The sequence below is a fragment of the Pseudomonas sp. YY-1 genome (assembly GCF_002843095.1).
GTDB lineage: Bacteria > Pseudomonadota > Gammaproteobacteria > Pseudomonadales > Pseudomonadaceae > Aquipseudomonas > Aquipseudomonas sediminis_A.
In genome coordinates this window covers 1-19290 of sequence record NZ_PJLX01000014.1, presented here as the reverse complement: position 1 = coordinate 19290, position 19290 = coordinate 1, and the positions used below count along the sequence as shown (strand labels likewise).

The 19290-nt window shown below is 63.4% G+C and carries 16 protein-coding genes and 1 pseudogene; 10 read left to right on the top strand and 7 right to left on the bottom strand.

Annotated features, from left to right (window positions below; all coding sequences use genetic code 11):
• Entirely contained in the window at positions 1-993 is a 993-nt protein-coding gene (locus CXP40_RS18375) for a glucokinase (RefSeq protein ID WP_106734933.1), read from the bottom strand.
• Positions 994-1315: 322 nt separating this feature from the next.
• On the opposite strand from CXP40_RS18375, the gene ubiM reads away from it, so the two are divergent.
• The 3 genes from ubiM (at position 1316) to CXP40_RS18360 (ending at position 4303) form a co-directional block, all read left to right on the top strand.
• Positions 1316-2488 (top strand): 5-demethoxyubiquinol-8 5-hydroxylase UbiM, encoded by a 1173-nt coding sequence (gene ubiM / locus CXP40_RS18370; RefSeq protein WP_106734932.1) that lies wholly within the window; start codon positions 1316-1318, stop codon positions 2486-2488.
• 158 nt (positions 2489-2646) lie between these two features.
• A complete protein-coding gene (gene ccoN / locus CXP40_RS18365; RefSeq protein ID WP_106734931.1) occupies positions 2647-4080 on the top strand; it encodes a cytochrome-c oxidase, cbb3-type subunit I in 1434 nt (477 codons plus the stop codon).
• Positions 4070-4303, top strand: coding sequence for a cbb3-type cytochrome c oxidase subunit 3 (locus tag CXP40_RS18360; protein WP_106734930.1), 234 nt, complete (start codon positions 4070-4072; stop codon positions 4301-4303). Before ccoN ends, CXP40_RS18360 begins: the two co-directional genes overlap by 11 nt.
• A gap of 6 nt (positions 4304-4309) precedes the next feature.
• Here CXP40_RS18360 and CXP40_RS18355 read toward each other — a convergent pair whose 3' ends face one another.
• Positions 4310-4966 (bottom strand): TIGR04211 family SH3 domain-containing protein, encoded by a 657-nt coding sequence (locus CXP40_RS18355; protein WP_099523573.1) that lies wholly within the window; start codon positions 4964-4966, stop codon positions 4310-4312.
• Between the two features lie 388 nt (positions 4967-5354).
• Complete coding sequence (locus CXP40_RS18350) at positions 5355-6716, bottom strand: bifunctional diguanylate cyclase/phosphodiesterase (RefSeq protein WP_106734929.1); 1362 nt, start codon at positions 6714-6716, stop codon at positions 5355-5357.
• Positions 6717-7211: 495 nt separating this feature from the next.
• On the opposite strand from CXP40_RS18350, the gene CXP40_RS18345 reads away from it, so the two are divergent.
• From CXP40_RS18345 to CXP40_RS18335, 3 genes are read left to right on the top strand one after another with little or no spacing between them, the layout of a single operon-like run.
• Entirely contained in the window at positions 7212-7757 is a 546-nt protein-coding gene (locus tag CXP40_RS18345; protein WP_106734928.1) for a chalcone isomerase family protein, read from the top strand.
• Between the two features lie 8 nt (positions 7758-7765).
• Positions 7766-8299, top strand: a complete 534-nt coding sequence (locus tag CXP40_RS18340) for a DUF3833 domain-containing protein (RefSeq protein ID WP_106734927.1) — start codon at positions 7766-7768, stop codon at positions 8297-8299.
• Complete coding sequence (locus tag CXP40_RS18335; protein ID WP_106734926.1) at positions 8296-8994, top strand: SDR family oxidoreductase; 699 nt, start codon at positions 8296-8298, stop codon at positions 8992-8994. The genes CXP40_RS18340 and CXP40_RS18335 overlap by 4 nt, the downstream gene beginning before the upstream one ends.
• A 12-nt stretch (positions 8995-9006) precedes the next feature.
• Here the strand turns inward: CXP40_RS18335 and CXP40_RS18330 are convergent, their stop codons facing one another.
• Positions 9007-9558, bottom strand: a complete 552-nt coding sequence (locus CXP40_RS18330; protein WP_106734925.1) for a TetR/AcrR family transcriptional regulator — start codon at positions 9556-9558, stop codon at positions 9007-9009.
• 172 nt (positions 9559-9730) lie between these two features.
• Between CXP40_RS18330 and CXP40_RS18325 the strand changes: the two genes are divergently transcribed.
• The 3 genes from CXP40_RS18325 to CXP40_RS18315 are packed head-to-tail and all read left to right on the top strand — an operon-like array spanning position 9731 to position 15458.
• The gene (locus CXP40_RS18325; protein WP_106734924.1) at positions 9731-10900 is read left to right on the top strand and encodes a MexC family multidrug efflux RND transporter periplasmic adaptor subunit; all 1170 of its coding nucleotides are present in this window, start codon (positions 9731-9733) and stop codon (positions 10898-10900) included.
• Between the two features lie 15 nt (positions 10901-10915).
• Positions 10916-14053 carry an efflux RND transporter permease subunit gene (locus CXP40_RS18320; protein WP_106734923.1) on the top strand — a complete coding sequence of 1046 codons (3138 nt, stop codon included), beginning with the start codon at positions 10916-10918 and terminating at the stop codon, positions 14051-14053.
• Between the two features lie 4 nt (positions 14054-14057).
• Positions 14058-15458, top strand: a complete 1401-nt coding sequence (locus CXP40_RS18315; protein ID WP_106734922.1) for an efflux transporter outer membrane subunit — start codon at positions 14058-14060, stop codon at positions 15456-15458.
• 74 nt (positions 15459-15532) lie between these two features.
• Here the strand turns inward: CXP40_RS18315 and CXP40_RS18310 are convergent, their stop codons facing one another.
• Positions 15533-15934, bottom strand: coding sequence for a hypothetical protein (locus CXP40_RS18310; RefSeq protein ID WP_106735020.1), 402 nt, complete (start codon positions 15932-15934; stop codon positions 15533-15535).
• Between the two features lie 116 nt (positions 15935-16050).
• Here CXP40_RS18310 and CXP40_RS18305 point away from each other — a divergent pair, with 116 nt between their 5' ends.
• Positions 16051-16728, top strand: coding sequence for a DUF4197 domain-containing protein (locus CXP40_RS18305; protein ID WP_106734921.1), 678 nt, complete (start codon positions 16051-16053; stop codon positions 16726-16728).
• 237 nt (positions 16729-16965) lie between these two features.
• Here CXP40_RS18305 and acs read toward each other — a convergent pair whose 3' ends face one another.
• Positions 16966-18927: an acetate--CoA ligase gene (gene acs / locus CXP40_RS18300; protein ID WP_106734920.1), complete on the bottom strand. Its 1962-nt coding sequence runs from the start codon at positions 18925-18927 to the stop codon at positions 16966-16968.
• 214 nt (positions 18928-19141) lie between these two features.
• Positions 19142-19290 (bottom strand): annotated as a pseudogene (locus tag CXP40_RS18295) (C4-dicarboxylate ABC transporter permease); the annotation flags it as partial.

Genomic DNA, 19290 nt, shown 5'->3' with positions numbered 1-19290 from the left:
TCAATGCTTCTCCCGGATTGCATCCGGGCTAAGTTCCGATGCCTGTTGCAAGGCCACACCGGCGCCGGTCAGGCCGGGATACTCGGCCGTCACCAGCCACACTGGAATGCCGTGAAGGTAATCGCTCATGCAACCCTTGTCGCTGAAGCTCTTGGCAAAACCGCTGGCGAGAAAACGCTCGGCAAAACGCGGCACCACGCCGCCGACGATGTACACCCCGCCGCGCGCGCCCAACGTCAGCACATTGTTGCCGGCCACACGCCCGAGCCAGCGACTGAACTGCTCCAGCACTTCGCCAGCAACAGGCTCGCCCGCCAGGCCGGCAGCGGTGATCGCCGCCGGCGTCACATGCTGCAGCGGCTGACCGTCGAGCTCGCAGATGGCTCGATACAGCACCAGCAGGCCGTTGCCACTGAGCACATCTTCGGCGCGCACGTGGCCCAGCTGTCGATAGAGAGCCTGCCAGAGCTCGGCTTCGCGCGGGCTACCGATGGGCAGGTCGACATGGCCGCCCTCACCTGGCAGCACCAGCCAGCGCCCCTGCGCCTGCGCCTGCTCCAGCAGCGTGCCGACACCGAGACCGGTGCCAGCGCCGATCACCAGGGCCGGACGGTCTGCCTGCGGCTCGCCCGGGCACACCTGCACACGCTCGTGCTCGGCGATGCGGGTCATGCCCAGGGCCATGGCGGAGAAGTCGTTGACCATCAGCAGGCGGTCGATCTGCAACGCCTCGCAGAACGCCGCACGGTCGATGCGCCAGTGATTGTTGGTGAAGCGAAACAGGTTGCCGCTGACCGGCCCGGCACAGGCCAGGCATACCGAGCCAATGGCCCCCGGCTGCAGACCCTGGGCCTGCAGATAGGCGGCAATGGCCTGCTCCGGCCCAGCGAAATCGGCGGTCGGCAGAACCTGCACCGCCTCCAGTTGCTCGTCACGCCACAGGGCGAAGCGTGCGTTGGTACCACCGATATCACCGACCAGAGCCAGTTTCACTTGAACTCCTCCGGAGCGAAGGCCGTTCGATGATCGGCAACTGCAGAAAAGTGAGGATGCATGGCATCGACTCCAAACTCGAATTATTTTTGTAGTTCAAACAACGCGCACCACAGTAAACCCGAAAATTACGCCTATCAAGCCGGCCAAAGTAGTAATAACAACAATATTCAATGCCAACCCATAGCCTTCGACCCGCTCAACGGATTCAGCCCTCGGCATGATCCCGGACAATATCGGCGGCGTTGCGGCGCCCTAGACTCGCACCGGCGTATGGCGGGTATCAACCGCCGCCTTGGTCATCCGCACGGAGAGCTGCAGCATGTCACCCGATATCGTCATCGTCGGCGCCGGCCCGGCGGGCCTGTGCCTGGCACGCGCCCTGTCCGGGCATGGCCTGTCCATCGTGGTACTGGAACGCCAGGCCGAGCAGGCCCTGGCCGAACCGACCTTCGATGGCCGCGAAATCGCCCTCACCCATGGCTCGCAGGCGCTGCTCGAACGCCTCGGCCTGTGGGCACGCCTGCCCAGCGAAGACGTTGCCGTGCTGCGTGATGCCCAGGTATTCAACGGCCCCTCGCTGTTCGCCCTGAAGATCCGCGCCGAGCAAGCCGGCGCCGAGCGCCTCGGCCATCTGGTGGCAAACCAGGCCATTCGCAGCGCTGCCTATCAAGCCGTGAGCGACTGCGCCGATGTACAACTGCTGTGCGACACCAGCGTGCGTGCCATCCAACAAGGCGAGCATGAAGTGAAGCTGGTGCTGCAGGACGACCAGGTGCTACAACCGCGCTTGCTGGTCGCCGCCGATAGCCGTTTCTCCGACACCCGTCGCCAACTCGGCATCGGCGCGCAACTCAAGGACTTCGGCAAGAGCATGCTGGTGTGCCGCATGCAGCATGAACAGGATCACCAGCAGGTGGCCTGGGAATGGTTCGGCTACGGCCAGACCCTGGCCCTGCTGCCGCTCAATGGCCAGCAATCGTCCCTGGTGCTGACCTTGCCGCCGCGCGAGATCGAACGTCTGCAGAAGCTGGACGAAGCCACCTTTGCCCGCGAGATGGAGCAACGCTTCGACCGCCGCCTGGGCGCCATGCAACTTCTCAGCAGCCGCCACGTTTACCCGCTGGTGGGCGCCTATGCGCGGCGCATGGTCGGCAATCGCTGCGCCCTGCTCGGCGATGCCGCCGTGGGCATGCACCCAGTCACCGCGCATGGCTTCAACTTCGGTCTGATTGGCGTGCAGCTGCTCAGCGAGGCGCTACTGGCCGCCCATCGCAAACGCCAGGACATCGGCTCAACGTCGGCGCTGACCCGCTACGAACGCCAGCTACGTCTGGCTACCTGGCCGCTGTACCAGGCCACCAACCTGCTGGTGGAGCTGTACACCAACGACCACCTGCCCGCCCGTCTGCTGCGCGGCGCCGGCCTGCGTGTGGCGCAGGGTCTGCTGCCGTTGAAGAAGGGCATTGCTCGCCACCTGACCGCCCAGGCCTGAGCCCTGCAAGCGCGCGCCGAACGTGGCGCGCGTCACCTGCCGCTCCATCTGATACGCATCAGACAGCAGTTTCTGAGTCGGTTTTGTTTTCCCCAGCCTCCCTACAGTTTCGCCATTCGCGCGGCTGCGCCCGCATTACTGTATGGAAGGTTACCGCGATGCAATCTGCTGCTCCCCACCCGGCCTACAACTACAAGGTCGTTCGCCAAGTCACCATCATGACCCTCTTCTGGGGCGTGGTGGGCATGTGCAACGGCGTGTTCATCGCCGCCCAACTGGTCTGGCCGGAGCTCAATTTCGACACACCCTGGCTGAGCTTCGGCCGCCTGCGCCCACTGCATACCAGCCTGGTGATCTTCGGCTTCGCCGGCAGCGCGCAGTTCGCCGCCAGCTACTACGCCGTGCAGCGTACCTGCCAGACACGACTGTTTTCCGACAAGCTGGCCGCCTTCACCTTCTGGGGCTGGCAGGCGACCATCCTGATCATGCTGGTGACCCTGCCCATGGGCCTGACCACCACCAAGGAATACGCCGAGATCGAATTCACCGGCGCGGTGTGGATGGCCATCGTCTGGGTCGCCTACGGCATCGTCTTCTTCACCACCCTGACGCAGCGCAAGACCCGCCACATCTACGTCGGCAACTGGTTCTTCGGCGCCTTCATCGTGGTCATCGCCATGCTGCACATCGTCAACCACCTGTCGGTGCCGGTGAGCTGGTTCAAGTCCTACTCGATCTACTCCGGTGCCACCGATGCCATGGTGCAGTGGTGGTATGGGCACAACGCGGTGGGCTTCTTCCTCACCACCGGTTTCCTGGGGATGATGTATTACTTCGTGCCCAAGCAGGTGAACCGGCCGGTGTATTCCTACCGCCTGTCGATCGTCCACTTCTGGGCGCTGATCACCCTGTACATCTGGGCTGGCCCGCACCACCTGCACTACACCGCCTTGCCGGACTGGGCGCAGAGCCTGGGTATGGTGATGTCGATCATCCTCCTAGCGCCAAGCTGGGGCGGCATGGTCAACGGCATGATGACGCTGTCCGGTGCCTGGCACCTGCTGCGCACCGACCCGATCCTGCGCTTTCTAGTGGTGTCCCTGGCGTTCTACGGCATGAGCACCTTCGAAGGCCCGATGATGGCGATCAAGACGGTCAACGCACTGTCCCACTACACCGACTGGACCATCGGCCACGTGCATGCCGGCGCCCTCGGCTGGGTGGCGATGATCACCTTCGGCTCGCTCTATCACCTGATCCCGAAAGTCTTCGCTCGCGACAGCATGTACAGCACCGGCATGATCAACGCGCACTTCTGGCTGGCGACCATCGGCACCGTTCTGTACATCGCCTCGATGTGGGTAAACGGCATCACCCAGGGCCTGATGTGGCGCGCGGTGAACGAGGACGGCACCCTCACCTACTCCTTCGTCGAGGCGCTGGAGGCCAGTCACCCCGGCTTCGTGGTACGCCTGGTCGGCGGTCTGTGCTTCCTCGCCGGCATGCTGCTGATGGCGCTCAACACCTGGCTGACGCTGCGTCGCCCGGCCACCGAGTCGCACGATGCCGCAGAGGCCGCTCATGCTAGCTGAAGCCTGGTGGATGATCGCCCTGGCGGTGTTCTTCCTCGGCGTGCAACTGAGCCTCGGGCGCGGCAGCCAGCGTGACCTCAACGAAGCCACCATGCTGCCGTTTGCCGACGATCCCGAAGTGGCCCGACGGATCGAGCGCGATACCGGGCGCAGCACCCGCGGCTGCGCCTGCCCCGGTACGTGCAGCGGGAGCTGCGAGCATCAGGGACAGCAGGAGTTCTGAGGGCGCTCAGACCCACTGATCATTACGCTTGCGCTTGACCCGCAGCATGGTCGGCAAAATCAGCCCGAGCAGCAGCCCGGCGCCGGCGATGCTGCCGCCATAGGCCATGTAGCGCATCAGCACCTGCTGCTGCTCCTCACCCAGTTGCGCCTGGGCATCGCGCAGCTGCGAACGGGTGGTGGTCAGCTCGGCGTCCAGCGCGCCGCGGGCGGCCTGCAGCTCGTCGATCAGGTTCTTGCGCGTGTCGAGGGTTTCCTGCATGCCTTGCACGCGAGCCTTCCAGGCATCGTCGATGCCTTTGAGCTCAGCGCTGAGGTCGGCGACTTTCTGTTCCAGTTGCGGCAGACGTTCGGTCTGGCCTGGCACCGATTGCAGGTCGCGGCTGGGGATCCAGACGCTGTTGCCGCTTGCGCTACGCACCTGGCTGTAGTCGCCCTGAGTGCGCAGCAGCTCCACTTTTTCCCCGGAAACCAGCGTGCCGACGATACGGTAGCCATCGGTAGGGCCACTGCGTACATAGGTATTCAGGCTGTCGCTGACCCAGCGCTGGTTACTGGCGGCCTCTTCCGCCAGTGACGGCTGCACGCCGCCGAGCAGGCCACCGAGTAGCAGGCAGGCACCGAGAATGCGGGGTTGGAGTGGAGCATGACGAGATAAAAACATGGGGCGATCTTCACATGGCAGTCAGACGAACCCGGCGAACGGGATGAACGATGCCGGCCACACGCACGAGCATATGCTCAAGCACGATCCAGGCAGAATCCGCGACGTAGACGCCACACTAACGGCCAATAGCCATCAATTCCTGCCGGTACGGGCCGACAGCAGACAGACATTGGCCACTTGCTTCGAGTTCACTCGCAGCAGGAGATGGTAGATGGACGGATCGTCGTCTCAGAACCTGTTCACGATCTCGCGAGCTAGAGCCAGGCAAGGCGAAACCAGGCGAAAAACGCTCGGAGTCGCGTTCGACTTTACGAGTTGTAAATGAGCATTTTGAGCGTGGTTTCAACGCAGCAGGGCCGACGCGCAGCAGATCGTGAACAGGTTCTCAGGCGTTGTGGCGCTGCACGAAGGAGCAGAAGTCCGCCAACGGCATCGGCCCGCCAAGCAGGTAGCCCTGGAACTGGCTGCAGCCGTTATCAGCCAGAAACCGCCGCTGCGCCTCGGTTTCCACGCCCTCGGCGATCACCGTCATGCCCATGCTCTGCCCCAGGGCGATCACCGTACGCACGATGGTTTCGCTGTTGGCATCGGTGAGCACGTCGCAGATGAACGACCGGTCTATTTTCAGTTTGCTCAGCGGCAGACGCTTGAGGTGGCTGAGGGAAGAAAAACCGGTACCAAAGTCATCCAGCGAGAAGCGCACGCCCTGCTCGACCAGCGCCGCCATCTTGCGCGTAAGGTCCTCCATGTCGCGGACGATCAGCGTCTCGGTCAGCTCCAGCTCCAGGCGCTGGGCATCGATACCGTGACGCTCGATCAGGCCGAGGATTTCGGCGACGAAACTGCTCTGCGAGAATTGCTTCTGACTGATGTTCACCGCCAGCCCCACATCGCCAAAGAGCGGGTCATCCTTCCATTGCCGCAAGCGCGCGGCCGTTTGCTCCAGCACCCACTGGCCAATGGGGATGATCAACCCGGTGTTCTCGGCGTGGTCGATGAACTCACCGGGCGCCAACAAACCACGCTGCGGGTGCTGCCAGCGAATCAGCAATTCGGCACCGATCACCCGGTTGGCGTCATTGAGCTGCGGTTGGTAATACAACACGAACTGCCGTTCACGCACGGCCGCGCGCAAGTCACGATCCAGCTCCGAGCGCTCGGCGGTATCGCTTTGCAGGATGTGCAGGAGCAAGAAAAACAGCGCCATGGCGGCAACGCCCTGCACCCAGGAGCCGACGATGCGCACATCGTCCGGCAGTGCATAAAGATCGGTGGGCCGCCAGTTGGACGCGGCCAGCGCAACGAACAGCAGCAGGCAAAACAGGCACATGCCGTAACGCAGCCACAAGGGCTCATCGCGGAAGGCCATCAACGCACCGACGGCCACCGGCAGCAGATAGAGATGAGTCGCACGCGGCGCCGTGAGCGTCGGCGGGTCGAGCAGCAGGGTCGAGGCGACGACGATAAGGATCAGCGCACCGAACAGAATCAGGTTGGCGCTGCGCGCCTGGTTGCGCAGGGTCAGCGCGAAAACCGCCACACCGCTGCAGACGATAGCCACATCCATGATGACGATGGCCCAGTAGCCGCGAGAGGAAAAGAACAGCCCCCAGAGCAGGCCCATCACGATCATCACCACGCTCGACAGCATGCGCATCCGGCGCTCGCGGCGCTGGCCGACCAGAGCCAGGTCTGCACCATGCCAGAGTTTGCGAACGCGTCTGCCGAAGCTGGAGAGTGATGGCATGATGAAATCCTGATTCGATCACTTCATTCTTGAAGCTGCCTGGCCGAATGCAAGTTTCCCAGATGCTTTTAATGCTGCCAGTGCGCCTCACTGGCCAAGCGTTCGGCCATCAAGTCCATCGGCCTCCGCCATGGTGATACCCCTCCCACCGCCTACAACGCCCCTGTGCGCTGCTATTGCCCCATCTACCGCCGCGCCAGACGCGCCGCTCATATGAACGGTAGGGCCGACCTTTGCGCTCCACATCTATACAAAAGCTGTACAACTTTATTTTTTGTACATATATTAAATTCAAACAGGGCTCGTACAACGCTTGCACACCTTGCTCCAGGCCTGCTTGCCACGACCGACGACAGCCCAAACAAGCTGCGCAATCCGGCAACACTCTCTCCCCTTTTTTTGGTTGCCGGATTTTTTTACTCAACGCCCGTCGCCGCCGGGCGCCTAATCAACGGCTGGACGCGGCCCCCGTCAGCCGCCTCAGAGGCAACGACCATGGCCACCCTGATTCGACCTCTGCCCCCTGCCGTATTGCTGTTTTTGCTGCTGCTCGGCCAGCCAGTGCAGGCCACCACCCAGGACGGCTGGCGTGAACAACTACCGCAGGCCAGTCTGGTGGGCAGCGGCGACTTCAGCTGGTTCGGTTTCTCGGTCTACAACGCCAAACTTTGGAGCCCAGTGCAGCGCGTGGATTTCTCCCAGCCCTTCGCTCTGGAGCTAACCTACCGGCGCACCATCAGCCGGGAAACCCTGGTCGATACCAGCCTCGACGAAATTCGCCGGATCAACGGCGAGCCCCTCGACAGCGAACAGCAGAGCGTCTGGACGAAACAGATGAGCCAGGCTTTCGTCGACGTGAAGGATGGCACGCGCATCACCGGCGTATTCCTGCCCGGCGAGGGCTGCCGTTTCTATGTCGATGGCAAGCTGCAACACGTGATCGACGACCCGGAGTTCGCCCGTGCCTTCTTCTCCATCTGGCTCGACCCGCAGACCCGCAGCCCGAAACTGCGTGCCGCCCTGCTTGGCCTTAACCCATGAGGTACTACATGAAAGCCCTATTGATCGTGCTGAGCACTCTGCTGCTGATCAGCTGCGGCCAGGTCCCGGTCGAGCGTTACGCCAACGAGAAACCCGTGCTGGATCTGCCCACTTACTTCTCCGGGCCGGTGCAGGCCTGGGGCATGTTCCAGGATCGCTCCGGTGAGGTGATCAAGCGCTTCCACGTAGACATCCAGAGTCGCCGCGACGGCGAAAAACTGATTCTCGACGAGCGCTTTCTGTACAGCGACGGCACCCGCCAGCGCCGGGTCTGGACCCTGACCCCGGACGGTGAAGGACGCTGGATCGGCACCGCCGACGACGTGGTCGGCGAAGCCATCGGTGAAGTGGCTGGCAATGCTCTGCGCTGGCGTTATCACCTCAACCTGCCGGTGGATGACAGCACCTACGTCGTCTACTTCGACGACTGGATGTACCTGATGGATGACGACACCCTGATCAACCGCTCGGCCATGAGCAAGTTCGGCATCGAGCTGGGCCAGGTCACGCTGTTCTTCCGCCGGGGCGCTGCCACACCATGACCCTGCACAGCCTCGGTAGCGGCTACAAGACGCTGGTGATTGGCGCCAGCGGCAGCCTTGGCCAGGCTTTCTGCCAGGCGCTGCGTGCCGACCCCAACTGCGCCAGCGTGCGCGCGCTGAGCCGCAGCAGCGCGCCGGCGCTCGATCTTGAGGCGCCGGCCAGCATTGCCGAAGCTGCCGCGGCACTGGCCGACGAAGGGCCTTACCAACTGATTCTGCACTGCGCCGGATTGCTCCATCGCGACGGTATCGCACCGGAGAAAAGCCTGGCCGCCATCGAAGCCGATGCCTTGCAGGCCGTGTTCCAGGTCAACGCATTGGGACCGGCGCTGGTGCTGCGCCACTTCCTGCCGCTGCTCGACAAACAGGGCGCCATGGCCATGCTCTCGGCCAAGGTCGGCAGCATCGGCGACAACCGTCTCGGTGGTTGGTACGCCTACCGTGCGTCCAAGGCGGCGCTGAACATGCTGATCAAGACAGCCGCCATCGAGCTGGCACGCAGCAAGCCCAAAGCACGACTGCTCAGCCTGCATCCCGGCACAGTGATTTCGCCCTTGTCACAGCTCTTTCGCGGCGCCACAGCCGCACGACCGGCCGAACAGGCAGCAGCGGAAATGCTAAGGGTGATCGATGCATTAGGGCCCGAGCACAGCGGCAGCTTTCACGCCTACGACGGCCAGCCCCTGCCGTGGTAACAGGCTTGAGCATCAGGGCCGTTGCTGCCCGGCACCCTTGAGAAAGAACTGCTCCAGCACCGCCAGCGAACGCGCACTGGCGGCGCGGCCACGGCGCTCGGCATCGACCATGCCATAGACAAGCGATACGAACAGTTCGGTCAGCAGCTCGGCGGTGATGTCGATGCGGAAGTACCCCTCCTGCTGGCCACGCAGGAAGAAGCTGTCCAATGCATCGGTGTAGGCGACCCAGCGCGCCCCATCCTGGTCCGGATCGAGGCTGTCCGGGCGGTACTGGAAGATCATGAACACCAGCAATTCGCGGTGTCTGAGGTGATTCTCGATCAGGTCACGCAATGCAGGCGCCACATCGGCAACCTGCAGGTCGGCGTCTTCGATCACCTGATTGAGCGCTGCCTGGCTGTGATTCATCAGGCGCTCGACCAGGCTGTCACGCGTGCCACAGAAACGATGCAAGGTGGCCTTGCTGACGCCCGCAGCTTCGGCCAGGTCTTTCAGCGTCGCCCGCGGGCGATCGACGATGGCAACAGCCAGGGCCTTGAGCAGCTTTTCATCATTGGACATCGAAGGCCTCCAGCTTGAGCAGCGCGCATTGTGCAGAAAAAGTCCCCAGACTCAACGGGGACTTACAATTTTGCTCACAGAAGACCCATATGAGTCAATATTGACTCATTTAAGCCAAAGTACGATCATTCGCGCCTTTCAGGGAACATGAATCTCAATCCAGGTGACAGGCATGAGCAGAATTCGCGGACGTTACGTTTTTTCAGTGGTCACTCTGCTGGCGGCAATCGGCCTGGCCGGCTGCGACAAAGGCGAGCAAGGCTGGGGCGAGGCGCCGCCACGCGAAGTCGACGTACTGACCGTCAAGCCCGAGCCGTTCACCGTGATCGCCGAACTGCCAGGCCGTATCGAACCGGTGCGCACCGCTGAAGTACGCGCCCGGGTCGCCGGCATCGTGCTCAAGCGCACCTTCGAGGAAGGGAGCGACGTCAAGGCCGGCGACCTGCTGTTCCAGATCGACCCGGCGCCGTTCAAGGCCGCCCTGTCCCGTGCCCAGGGCGAACTGGCGCGCGCCGAGGCGCAGCTGTTCCAGGCTCAGGCCACGGTCAAGCGCTACGAGCCGCTGGTGAAGATCGATGCCGTCAGCAAGCAGGACTTCGATGTAGCCAAGGCCGCCCTGCAAAGCGCGCAGGCCGACAAGCGCTCGGCACAAGCCAGCGTTGAAACGGCACGCCTTGATCTGGGTTACGCCGAAGTCCGCGCGCCGATTGCCGGGCGCATTGGCCGTGCCCAGGTGACCGAAGGCGCACTGGTCGGCCAGGGTGAAGCCACCCTGCTTGCGCGCATTCAGCAGCTCGACCCGGTGTATGCCGACTTCACCCAGCCAGCCGCCGATGCCCTGCGCCTGCGTGCAGCCATCGCCGATGGCAAGGTCTCCGGTGCCGCCGACCAGCAGCTGTCGCTGCGCGTAGACGGCACCGATATCGAGAGCAAAGGCACCCTGCTGTTCACCGATATCTCGGTGGATCGCAGCACCGGCCAGATCGCTCTGCGCGGGCGTTTCGACAACCCGCAAGGCGTGCTGCTGCCCGGCATGTACGTACGTGTGCGCACCCCGCAAGGCCTCGATCAAAACGCCATTCTGGTGCCGCAACGCGCCGTTCAACGCTCTGCCGATGGCCAGGCAAGCGTGATGTTGCTGGGCGCTGACGACACCGTCGAGTCACGCCCGGTCGCCACTGGCGCCATGCAGGGTTCGCGCTGGCAGATCAGTGAAGGCCTCAAGCCGGGTGACAAGGTCATCGTCAGCTCGTTGTCGGCGATCCGCCCCGGTGCCAAGGTGGTGCCCCGCGAAGAAGGCGCGCCAGCGTCCGACGCCGCCAGCCAACCCAAGGCGCAATAAGCCGGAGTCCATGACATGACGCCCCAGTTTTTCATCAAACGCCCGCGCTTTGCCTGGGTGGTCGCGCTGTTCATCTCGATGGCAGGTTTGTTGGCCATCCCGTTTCTGCCGGTGGCCCAGTACCCCAACGTGGCGCCACCGCAAATCACCGTCACCGCCACCTACCCCGGCGCGTCGGCTCAGGTACTGACCGATTCGGTGACCAGCGTCATCGAGGACGAGCTCAACGGCGCGAAGAACATGCTGTACTTCGAGTCGACCAGCAACGCCAACGGCATCGCCGAAATTACCGTGACCTTCCAGCCCGGTACCGACCCGGATCTGGCCCAGGTCGACGTGCAGAACCGCCTGAAGAAGGCCGAGTCACGCATGCCGCAGGCGGTACTCACCCTGGGCATTCAGACCGAGCAGGCCACCGCCGGCTTCCTGCTGGTCTACTCGCTGCGTTACAAGGACGGCGACAAGAACGCCAACACCACGGCGTTGGCGGACTACGCCGTGCGTAACGTCAACAACGAGATTCGCCGCCTGCCCGGCGTCGGCAAGCTGCAATTCTTCGACTCCGAAGCCGCCATGCGCGTGTGGATCGACCCACAGAAACTGGTCGGTTACGGCCTGTCCATCGACGACGTCAATCAAGCGATCCGTACCCAGAACGTCCAGGTGCCGGCCGGCGCCTTCGGCAGCACACCAGGCTCAAGCGAACAGGAGCTGACCGCCACACTGACCGTCAAGGGCACGCTGGACAACCCGGAGGAGTTCGCCGCCATCGTGCTGCGCGCCAACCAGGACGGTTCGCAACTGACCCTGGGCGACGTCGCACGCATCGAAGTCGGCCGCCAGGATTACAACTTCGGCTCGCGCCAGGATGGCAAGCCTTCCGTCGCCGCCGCCGTGCAGCTGGCGCCTGGCGCCAACGCCATCCAGACCGCCAAGCTCGTCAAAGAGCGTCTGACCGAGCTGTCCGCGAACTTCCCGGACAACGTCGAATTTTCGGTGCCTTACGACACCTCACGCTTCGTCGACGTGGCCATCCAGAAAGTCATCACCACCCTGGCCGAAGCCATGTTGCTGGTGTTCCTGGTGATGTTCCTGTTCCTGCAGAACCTGCGCTACACGCTGATTCCCACCATCGTGGTGCCGGTGTGCCTGCTCGGCACGCTGACCTTCATGTACCTGCTGGGCTTCTCGGTGAACATGATGACCATGTTCGGCATGGTGCTGGCCATCGGCATTCTGGTCGACGACGCCATCGTGGTGGTGGAGAACGTCGAGCGGATCATGGCCGAAGAAGGTCTGGCACCATTACCGGCGACCATCAAGGCGATGGGCCAGGTATCCGGGGCAATCATCGGTATTACCCTGGTGCTGTCGGCGGTGTTTCTGCCATTGGCGTTCATGGCCGGCTCGGTCGGGGTGATCTACCAACAGTTCTCACTGTCGCTGGCGGTATCGATCCTGTTCTCCGGCTTCCTGGCACTGACCTTCACCCCGGCCTTGTGCGCCACCCTGCTCAAGCCGATCCCGCAGGGTCACCATGAAAAAACCGGCTTTTTTGGCTGGTTCAATCGCCAGTTCACCCGACTGACTGGCCGCTACACCGCGTTGAACAAGACCCTGGTGCCGCGCGCAGGGCGCTTCATGTTCATCTATATCGGCATCGTCGTGCTGATGGGGTTCTTCTACCTGCGCCTGCCGGAATCCTTCGTGCCGGTGGAAGACCAGGGCTACATGATCGTCGATATCCAACTGCCTCCAGGTGCCACCCGCGAACGCACGTCAGCAGCAGGTGAAGAGCTGGAAGCCTTCCTCGCGTCTCGCGAAGCGGTAGCCACCTCCTTCCTGGTGATGGGCTTCAGCTTCTCGGGCATGGGCGAAAACGCCGCCATTGCCTTCCCTCTGCTCAAGGACTGGTCCGAGCGCGATAGCTCGCAATCCGTGCAGGCGGAAACCGAGGCGGTCAACGCTCACTTCGCCAACCTCGATGACGGCGCGATGATGGCCGTGCCGCCTCCGCCTATCGAAGGCCTGGGTAATTCCGGCGGCTTCTCGCTGCGCCTGCAGGACCGCGGCAGCCTGGGCCGTGAAGCGCTGCTCGCCGCCCGCGACCAACTGCTCGGCGAGGTCAACGGCAACCCGCTGTTCCTCTACGGCATGATGGAGGGCCTGGCCGAAGCGCCACAATTGCGCCTGGTCATCGACCGCGAGAAAGCGCGTAGCCAGGGCGTCGCCTTCGACTCGATCAGCACCGCGCTGTCCACCGCCTTCGGCTCTGCGGTGATCAACGACTTCGCCAACGCGGGTCGCCAGCAGCGGGTCGTCGTGCAGGCCGAACAGGCCGCGCGAATGACCCCGGAAAGCGTGCTCAAGCTGCATGTGCCCAACGATAGCGGCAGCCTGGTGCCACTGAGCGCCTTCGTCACCACCCAGTGGGAACAAGGCCCGGTACAGATCGCCCGCTACAACGGCTACCCGTCGATCCGCATCTCCGGCGACGCCGCCCCCGGAGTCAGCACCGGTGACGCCATGGCCGAACTGGAGCGCATCGCTGCTGAGTTGCCGGAAGGTATCGGCTACGAATGGACCGGGCTGTCCTATCAGGAGCGGGTTGCCAGCGGCCAGGCGGTGATGCTGTTCGCGCTGGCCATCGTGGTGGTGTTCCTGTTGCTGGTCGCACTCTACGAGAGCTGGGCGATTCCGCTGGCGGTGATGCTGATCGTGCCGGTCGGTGCACTCGGCGCGGTGCTGGCAGTGACCGCCGTCGGCCTGCCCAACGACGTGTACTTCAAGGTCGGCCTGATCACCGTGATCGGTCTGGCAGCGAAGAACGCCATCCTGATCGTCGAGTTCGCCAAGGACTTGTGGGAAGACGGCTACTCGCTGCGTGACGCCGCCATCGAGGCAGCGCGCATGCGTTTCCGCCCGATCCTGATGACCTCCATGGCCTTCATGCTCGGCGTGGTGCCACTGGTGATCGCGTCCGGCGCCGGCGCCGCCAGCCAGCGCGCCATCGGTACCGGTGTGCTGGGCGGCATGTTCAGCGCGACGCTTCTCGGGGTGATTTTCGTGCCGATCTTCTTCGTCTGGGTGCTGTCGCTGATGCGTGCCAAACCTCAGCAAACCGACAACCATCCCCTGCACAAAGCGGAGTAATGCGATGACTAGTCACTTCATACTCCGCCCCGCTCTGCTGACCCTGGCCATCGCCCTCGGCGGCTGCTCGCTGGCGCCGACCTACGAGCGCCCGGCTGCGCCGGTGGCGGCAGACTGGCAGGTGGCCAATGCCAATGGCACCAATGCGCAAGCGCTGGACTGGCAGACCTTCATCGTCGATGCCGACCTGCGCCGCGCGGTGGATACCGCGCTGAACAACAACCGCAGCCTGCGTCAGGCCCTGCTGGACATCGAGGCGGCGCGTGCGCAGTACCGCATCCAGCGTGCCGACCGTCTGCCGTCGATCAACGCCAATGCCAAGGGCAACCGCCAGCGCGTGCCGGCCGATCAGTCGCAGACCGGCCGTTCGGAGGTCGCCAGCGTCTACCAGGTCGGTCTGGGTCTGGCCGAGTACGAGGTCGACCTGTTCGGCCGCGTGCGCAACCTGTCCGAGGCCGCCCTGGAAACCTATCTGGCTACAGAGGAAGCGACCCGCGCCACGCAGATCAGCCTGATCGCCGAAGTGATCCAGGCCTACCTGACCCGCGATGGCGCGCTACGCCGCCAAGTGCTGGTGGAGCAGACCCTGGAAAGCCGCCTGGCATCGCTGGAGTTGGTCAGCAAACGCCGTGAAGTTGGCGCCGCCACCGCCCTGGATTACCAGGAAGCGGTCGGCCTCGCCGAGCAGGCCAAGGCCGAACGGGAAAGCACCGAACGCCAGCTGCGCCAGGCGGACAACGCCCTGGCGCTGCTGCTCGGCACGCCAGACGCCGGGCAATTCTTGCCGTCGACCCCACGCGACGAGCTGATGGTGCTGCAAGACATCGCCCCTGGCACCAGCTCGGAACTGATCGAGCGCCGCCCCGACATTCTTGCCAGTGAGCACCGCCTCAAGGCGCGCAATGCCGATATCGGTGCGGCCCGTGCGGCGTTCTTTCCGCGTATCACCCTGACCGGCTCGGTGGGCAGTTCCAGCACCGAGCTGTCCGGACTTTTCGAGGGCGGCTCGCGGGCCTGGAGCTTCGCCCCGACGCTGTCGCTGCCGATCTTCGCTGGAGGTCGCAACCGCGCCAATCTGGATCTCGCCGAAGTCCGCCAGGACGCCGCCGTGGCCAACTACGAAGGCACCATCCAGACCGCCTTCCGCGAAGTTGCCGACGCCCTTGCCGCCACCGACACACTGCGCCGCGAAGAAACTGCGCGGCGTGCCCTGGCCGAATCCAGCCGAGCGGCCGAAGCCCTGGCTGAAGCCCGCTACAGAGGCGGTGTGGATGACCATCTGCGCTACCTGGATGCGCAACGCAGCAGCTTCAACGACCAGACCACGCTGATCCAGATCAGCACCGACCGCCAACTGGCGCTGGCCGATCTGTTCCGGGCGCTGGGTGGCGGCTGGCAGCGCTAGCCTGCTCACCCGCCACAAACGACAACGCCACGCTTATGCGTGGCGTTGTCGTTTTCGATCAATACGTATTTGACCTAGCCAGCGCCCAGCAGATCGTTGGCATCGAGCAGACGCCAGGCGATTTCCGGTCTTTTCTCCATGGCCCGGCGAATCGCCGCCGGAATGCTCTGCCGCGTCTTGCGGCACAGCCCTGGACGAGCATCGAAGTGCATATTGATACCGCGCATGCTGCGAACCTCGCCGTGACTCGGTTCGATGTGCAGGCGAATGCCCAGCTGTTCGAGCATGCGTTGCTGCATGCGCTGCAGGTCTTCCAAGCTCTGCAGGTTTTCCAGGCGTTCGAGCAAGCGCTGCTCTTCGTTACGCGTCAGCAACAGCACGCGCGTGTCGGCGCCCGGCACGCCCAACAACTCATCGCGCTGGCAGTCACAAGCAGCCGGCGGGCAGGGATTTCTGAGGGGAAGCGGTGAATTCATGGCGCTGATCATAGCCATAGCCGCGCGCGCTGCCCATCCACGCCTATCGGTTGGCTTGCCTACGCTGCAGACTCCGTTAAGCTCACAGCATTTCCCCCGATGCAAGGATCATCATCATGCTGCGCCTCACTACTCTTGCCGCTGGCCTGCTGCTCTCGGCTAACGTCTTCGCGCTGTCCCTCTCCGACCTGAGCCAGCAGGACGCCAGCGGCGGCCTGAAAGACGCGCTGATCCAGGGCGCCCAGGTAGCCGTCAAGCAGCTGGGCGCGCCCGGCGGTTTCAGCAACAACCCGGACGTGCGTATCGAGCTGCCCGGCAAACTCGGTAAAGCCGCCAAGACCATGAAGATGATGGGCATGGGCGCGCAGGTCGATCAGCTCGAAGCGAGCATGAACAAGGCCGCCGAAGCCGCCGTGCCGCAGGCTCAGGCGCTGTTGCTCGACGCGGTGAAGAAGATGACCGTGGCCGACGCCAAGTCGATTCTCAGTGGCCCGCAGGACTCGGCCACCCAGTACCTGAACAAGAGTAGCCGCGAGCAAATCCGCGCCAAGTTCCTGCCCATCGTCAAGCAAGCCACCGACCAGGTCGGCCTGGCTCAGCAGTACAACGCCTTCGCTGGTCAGGCCGCCAGCTTCGGCGTGGGCGATGCCAAGAACAGCACGGTGGAAAGCTACGTGACCGAGCAAGCGCTGGACGGTCTGTTCGAGATGATTGCCAAGCAGGAAGCCAGCATCCGCCAGAACCCGGCCGGCGCCGCTACCAGCCTGGCGAAGAAGGTATTCGGCGCACTCTAATCCCTCCTCGGCAACACCCGGAACCGGGGCAAGCCTTTGCGGGCTTGCCCCGGTTTTTGTTTTATCCACCAGGCCTGAGCAGAAATTGCGGCATCGTGTTGGCCGACGGATTCGCGGATAAATCCGCGCCTACAAAAGCCAACCCGGCGACCGACATGAATGAGACTTCGAACATGTACACAAACAAAAAAACCGCCGGGCTTTTGGCCGGGCGGTTTTTTTAGTTGCCGTTGCCGATCAGGCGCAGGCGGCTTGCATCTGCTTGTGCGTATCGATGAGGTGCTGCACCACGCCAGGATCGGCCAGCGTGGAGATGTCGCCGAGGGAATCGTATTCGGCGGTGGCGATCTTGCGCAGGATACGGCGCATGATCTTGCCCGAGCGGGTCTTCGGCAAGCCCGGAGCCCACTGAATCACGTCCGGCGTGGCGATCGGACCGATCTCCTTGCGCACCCAGTTGCGCAGTTCCTGACGCAGTTGTTCCGATGCTTCTTCGCCCGCATTGAGGGTGACGTAGACGTAGATGCCCTGCCCTTTGATGTCGTGCGGTACACCGACCACCGCGGCCTCGGCCACTTTCGGGTGGGCGACCATGGCGCTTTCCACTTCGGCGGTACCCATGCGGTGGCCGGAGACGTTGAGTACGTCGTCGACACGGCCGGTGATCCACCAGTAGCCGTCTTCGTCGCGCCGCGCACCGTCACCAGTGAAGTACATGCCACGGAAGGTCTTGAAGTAGGTGTCGACGAAGCGGTCATGGTCGCCGTACAAGGTGCGCGCCTGGCCCGGCCAGGAATCGATGATCACCAGGTTGCCTTCGGCAGCGCCTTCGATGATGTTGCCCAGGTTATCCACCAGCGCCGGCTGTACGCCGAAGAACGGACGTGCGGCGGAGCCCGGTTTGAGGCCATGGGCACCCGGCAGCGGGGTCATCAGGCAGGCGCCGGTTTCGGTCTGCCACCAGGTGTCGACGATCGGGCAACGGCTCTGACCGACGTTCTCGTAGTACCACTGCCAGGCTTCCGGGTTGATCGGCTCGCCGACCGAACCGAGCAGGCGCAGACTGGAACCATCGGCGCCTTCGACCGCGGCCTTGCCCTCGGCCATCATGGCGCGAATGGCGGTCGGGGCGGTGTAGAGAATGTTGACCTTGTGCTTGTCGACGATCTTGGCAACGCGGGAAACGTCCGGATAGTTCGGCACGCCTTCGAACATCACGGTGGTGGCGCCGTTGGCCAGCGGCCCGTAGACCAGGTAGGTGTGACCGGTGACCCAACCGATATCGGCGGTGCACCAGAAGACTTCGCCCGGACGGTAGTCGAACACGCGTTCATGAGTCAGCGAGGCGTACACCAGGTAGCCGCCAGTGGTGTGCAGCACGCCCTTGGGCTTGCCGGTAGAACCGGAGGTGTAGAGGATGAACAGGGCTTCTTCAGCGCCCATTTCCTTGGGTGCACAGACGCTGCCAGCCACCTTCATCAGGTCTTCGTACCAGATGTCGCGATGCTGGTTCCACTTGATCTCGGAGCCAGTGCGCTGCACCACGATGACCTTCTGGATGCTGCGGGTCTCGGGGTTGGTCAGGGCGTCGTCGACGTTGGCTTTAAGCGGTACTTTCTTGCCGCCACGCAGCCCTTCGTCAGCGGTGATCACCACCTTGGACTGGCAATCGATGATGCGCCCGGCCAGCGCCTCGGGGGAGAAGCCGCCGAATACCACGGAATGGATTGCGCCGATGCGCGCACAGGCCAGCATGGCCACCACGGCTTCCGGGATCATCGGCATGTAGATGGTCACCACGTCGCCGCGGTGAACGTCCTGGCCGCGCAGGGCGTTGGCGAACTTGCACACCTGTTCGTGCAGTTCGCGGTAGGTGATTTCCCGGTGCTCGGAAGGATCGTCGCCTTCCCAGATGATCGCGATCTGGTCACCGCGCTCTTCCAGGTGACGGTCGAGGCAGTTGTAGGAGACGTTCAGGGTGCCATCGGCGAACCACTTGATGTCGACATGGTGATCGTCGAAGGTGGTCTGCTTGACCTTGTTGTAAGGCTTGATCCAGTCGATCCGCTTGCCCTGCTCGCGCCAGAAACCCTCGGGGTTGACCACGGACTGTTGGTACATGGCCTTGTAGGTGGCCTCGTCAGTGAGGGTCCGCGCGGCCACTTCGGGACGCACAGGGTAAAGAGACGCAGCACTCATGAAATCACCTCGACGGGGAGTTGTTTTTGTATGGTGCCTTTTGTATCTCCCGACCCTTCGTGAGGCCATTCGACCATGGTCTTACCGCTCTAAGACCATGGTCTTGAAGCCCTGCCTGGCATATGGCGAGCCAATTCGACAGCGTCATGGATACGTCGAGGCGCGCAGATAAAAAACCCGGCACAAGGCCGGGCACAGAGGTAGACACAATTGCTCAGCTCATCCCCAGCCAGTTCGGCAGAGCCATGGACACGGCCGGGATGTAGGTGATGATCATCAGGAAGCTCAGCAGCAGCATCAGCCAGGGCATCGCCGCGCGGATCACTGCCGTGAGTGGCATCCCCGTCACCGCCGAGGTGACGA

What these genes read in the sequence shown, in the direction of transcription:
- ubiM (WP_106734932.1), top strand. Translation starts at nt 1,316, where the DNA reads ATGTCACCCGATATCGTCATCGTCGGCGCCGGCCCGGCGGGCCTGTGC.
- ccoN (WP_106734931.1), top strand. Translation starts at nt 2,647, where the DNA reads ATGCAATCTGCTGCTCCCCACCCGGCCTACAACTACAAGGTCGTTCGC.
- CXP40_RS18360 (WP_106734930.1), top strand. Translation starts at nt 4,070, where the DNA reads ATGCTAGCTGAAGCCTGGTGGATGATCGCCCTGGCGGTGTTCTTCCTC.
- CXP40_RS18355 (WP_099523573.1), bottom strand. Translation starts at nt 4,966, where the DNA reads ATGTTTTTATCTCGTCATGCTCCACTCCAACCCCGCATTCTCGGTGCC.
- CXP40_RS18350 (WP_106734929.1), bottom strand. Translation starts at nt 6,716, where the DNA reads ATGCCATCACTCTCCAGCTTCGGCAGACGCGTTCGCAAACTCTGGCAT.
- CXP40_RS18345 (WP_106734928.1), top strand. Translation starts at nt 7,212, where the DNA reads ATGGCCACCCTGATTCGACCTCTGCCCCCTGCCGTATTGCTGTTTTTG.
- CXP40_RS18340 (WP_106734927.1), top strand. Translation starts at nt 7,766, where the DNA reads ATGAAAGCCCTATTGATCGTGCTGAGCACTCTGCTGCTGATCAGCTGC.
- CXP40_RS18335 (WP_106734926.1), top strand. Translation starts at nt 8,296, where the DNA reads ATGACCCTGCACAGCCTCGGTAGCGGCTACAAGACGCTGGTGATTGGC.
- CXP40_RS18330 (WP_106734925.1), bottom strand. Translation starts at nt 9,558, where the DNA reads ATGTCCAATGATGAAAAGCTGCTCAAGGCCCTGGCTGTTGCCATCGTC.
- CXP40_RS18325 (WP_106734924.1), top strand. Translation starts at nt 9,731, where the DNA reads ATGAGCAGAATTCGCGGACGTTACGTTTTTTCAGTGGTCACTCTGCTG.
- CXP40_RS18320 (WP_106734923.1), top strand. Translation starts at nt 10,916, where the DNA reads ATGACGCCCCAGTTTTTCATCAAACGCCCGCGCTTTGCCTGGGTGGTC.
- CXP40_RS18315 (WP_106734922.1), top strand. Translation starts at nt 14,058, where the DNA reads ATGACTAGTCACTTCATACTCCGCCCCGCTCTGCTGACCCTGGCCATC.
- CXP40_RS18310 (WP_106735020.1), bottom strand. Translation starts at nt 15,934, where the DNA reads ATGAATTCACCGCTTCCCCTCAGAAATCCCTGCCCGCCGGCTGCTTGT.
- CXP40_RS18305 (WP_106734921.1), top strand. Translation starts at nt 16,051, where the DNA reads ATGCTGCGCCTCACTACTCTTGCCGCTGGCCTGCTGCTCTCGGCTAAC.
- acs (WP_106734920.1), bottom strand. Translation starts at nt 18,927, where the DNA reads ATGAGTGCTGCGTCTCTTTACCCTGTGCGTCCCGAAGTGGCCGCGCGG.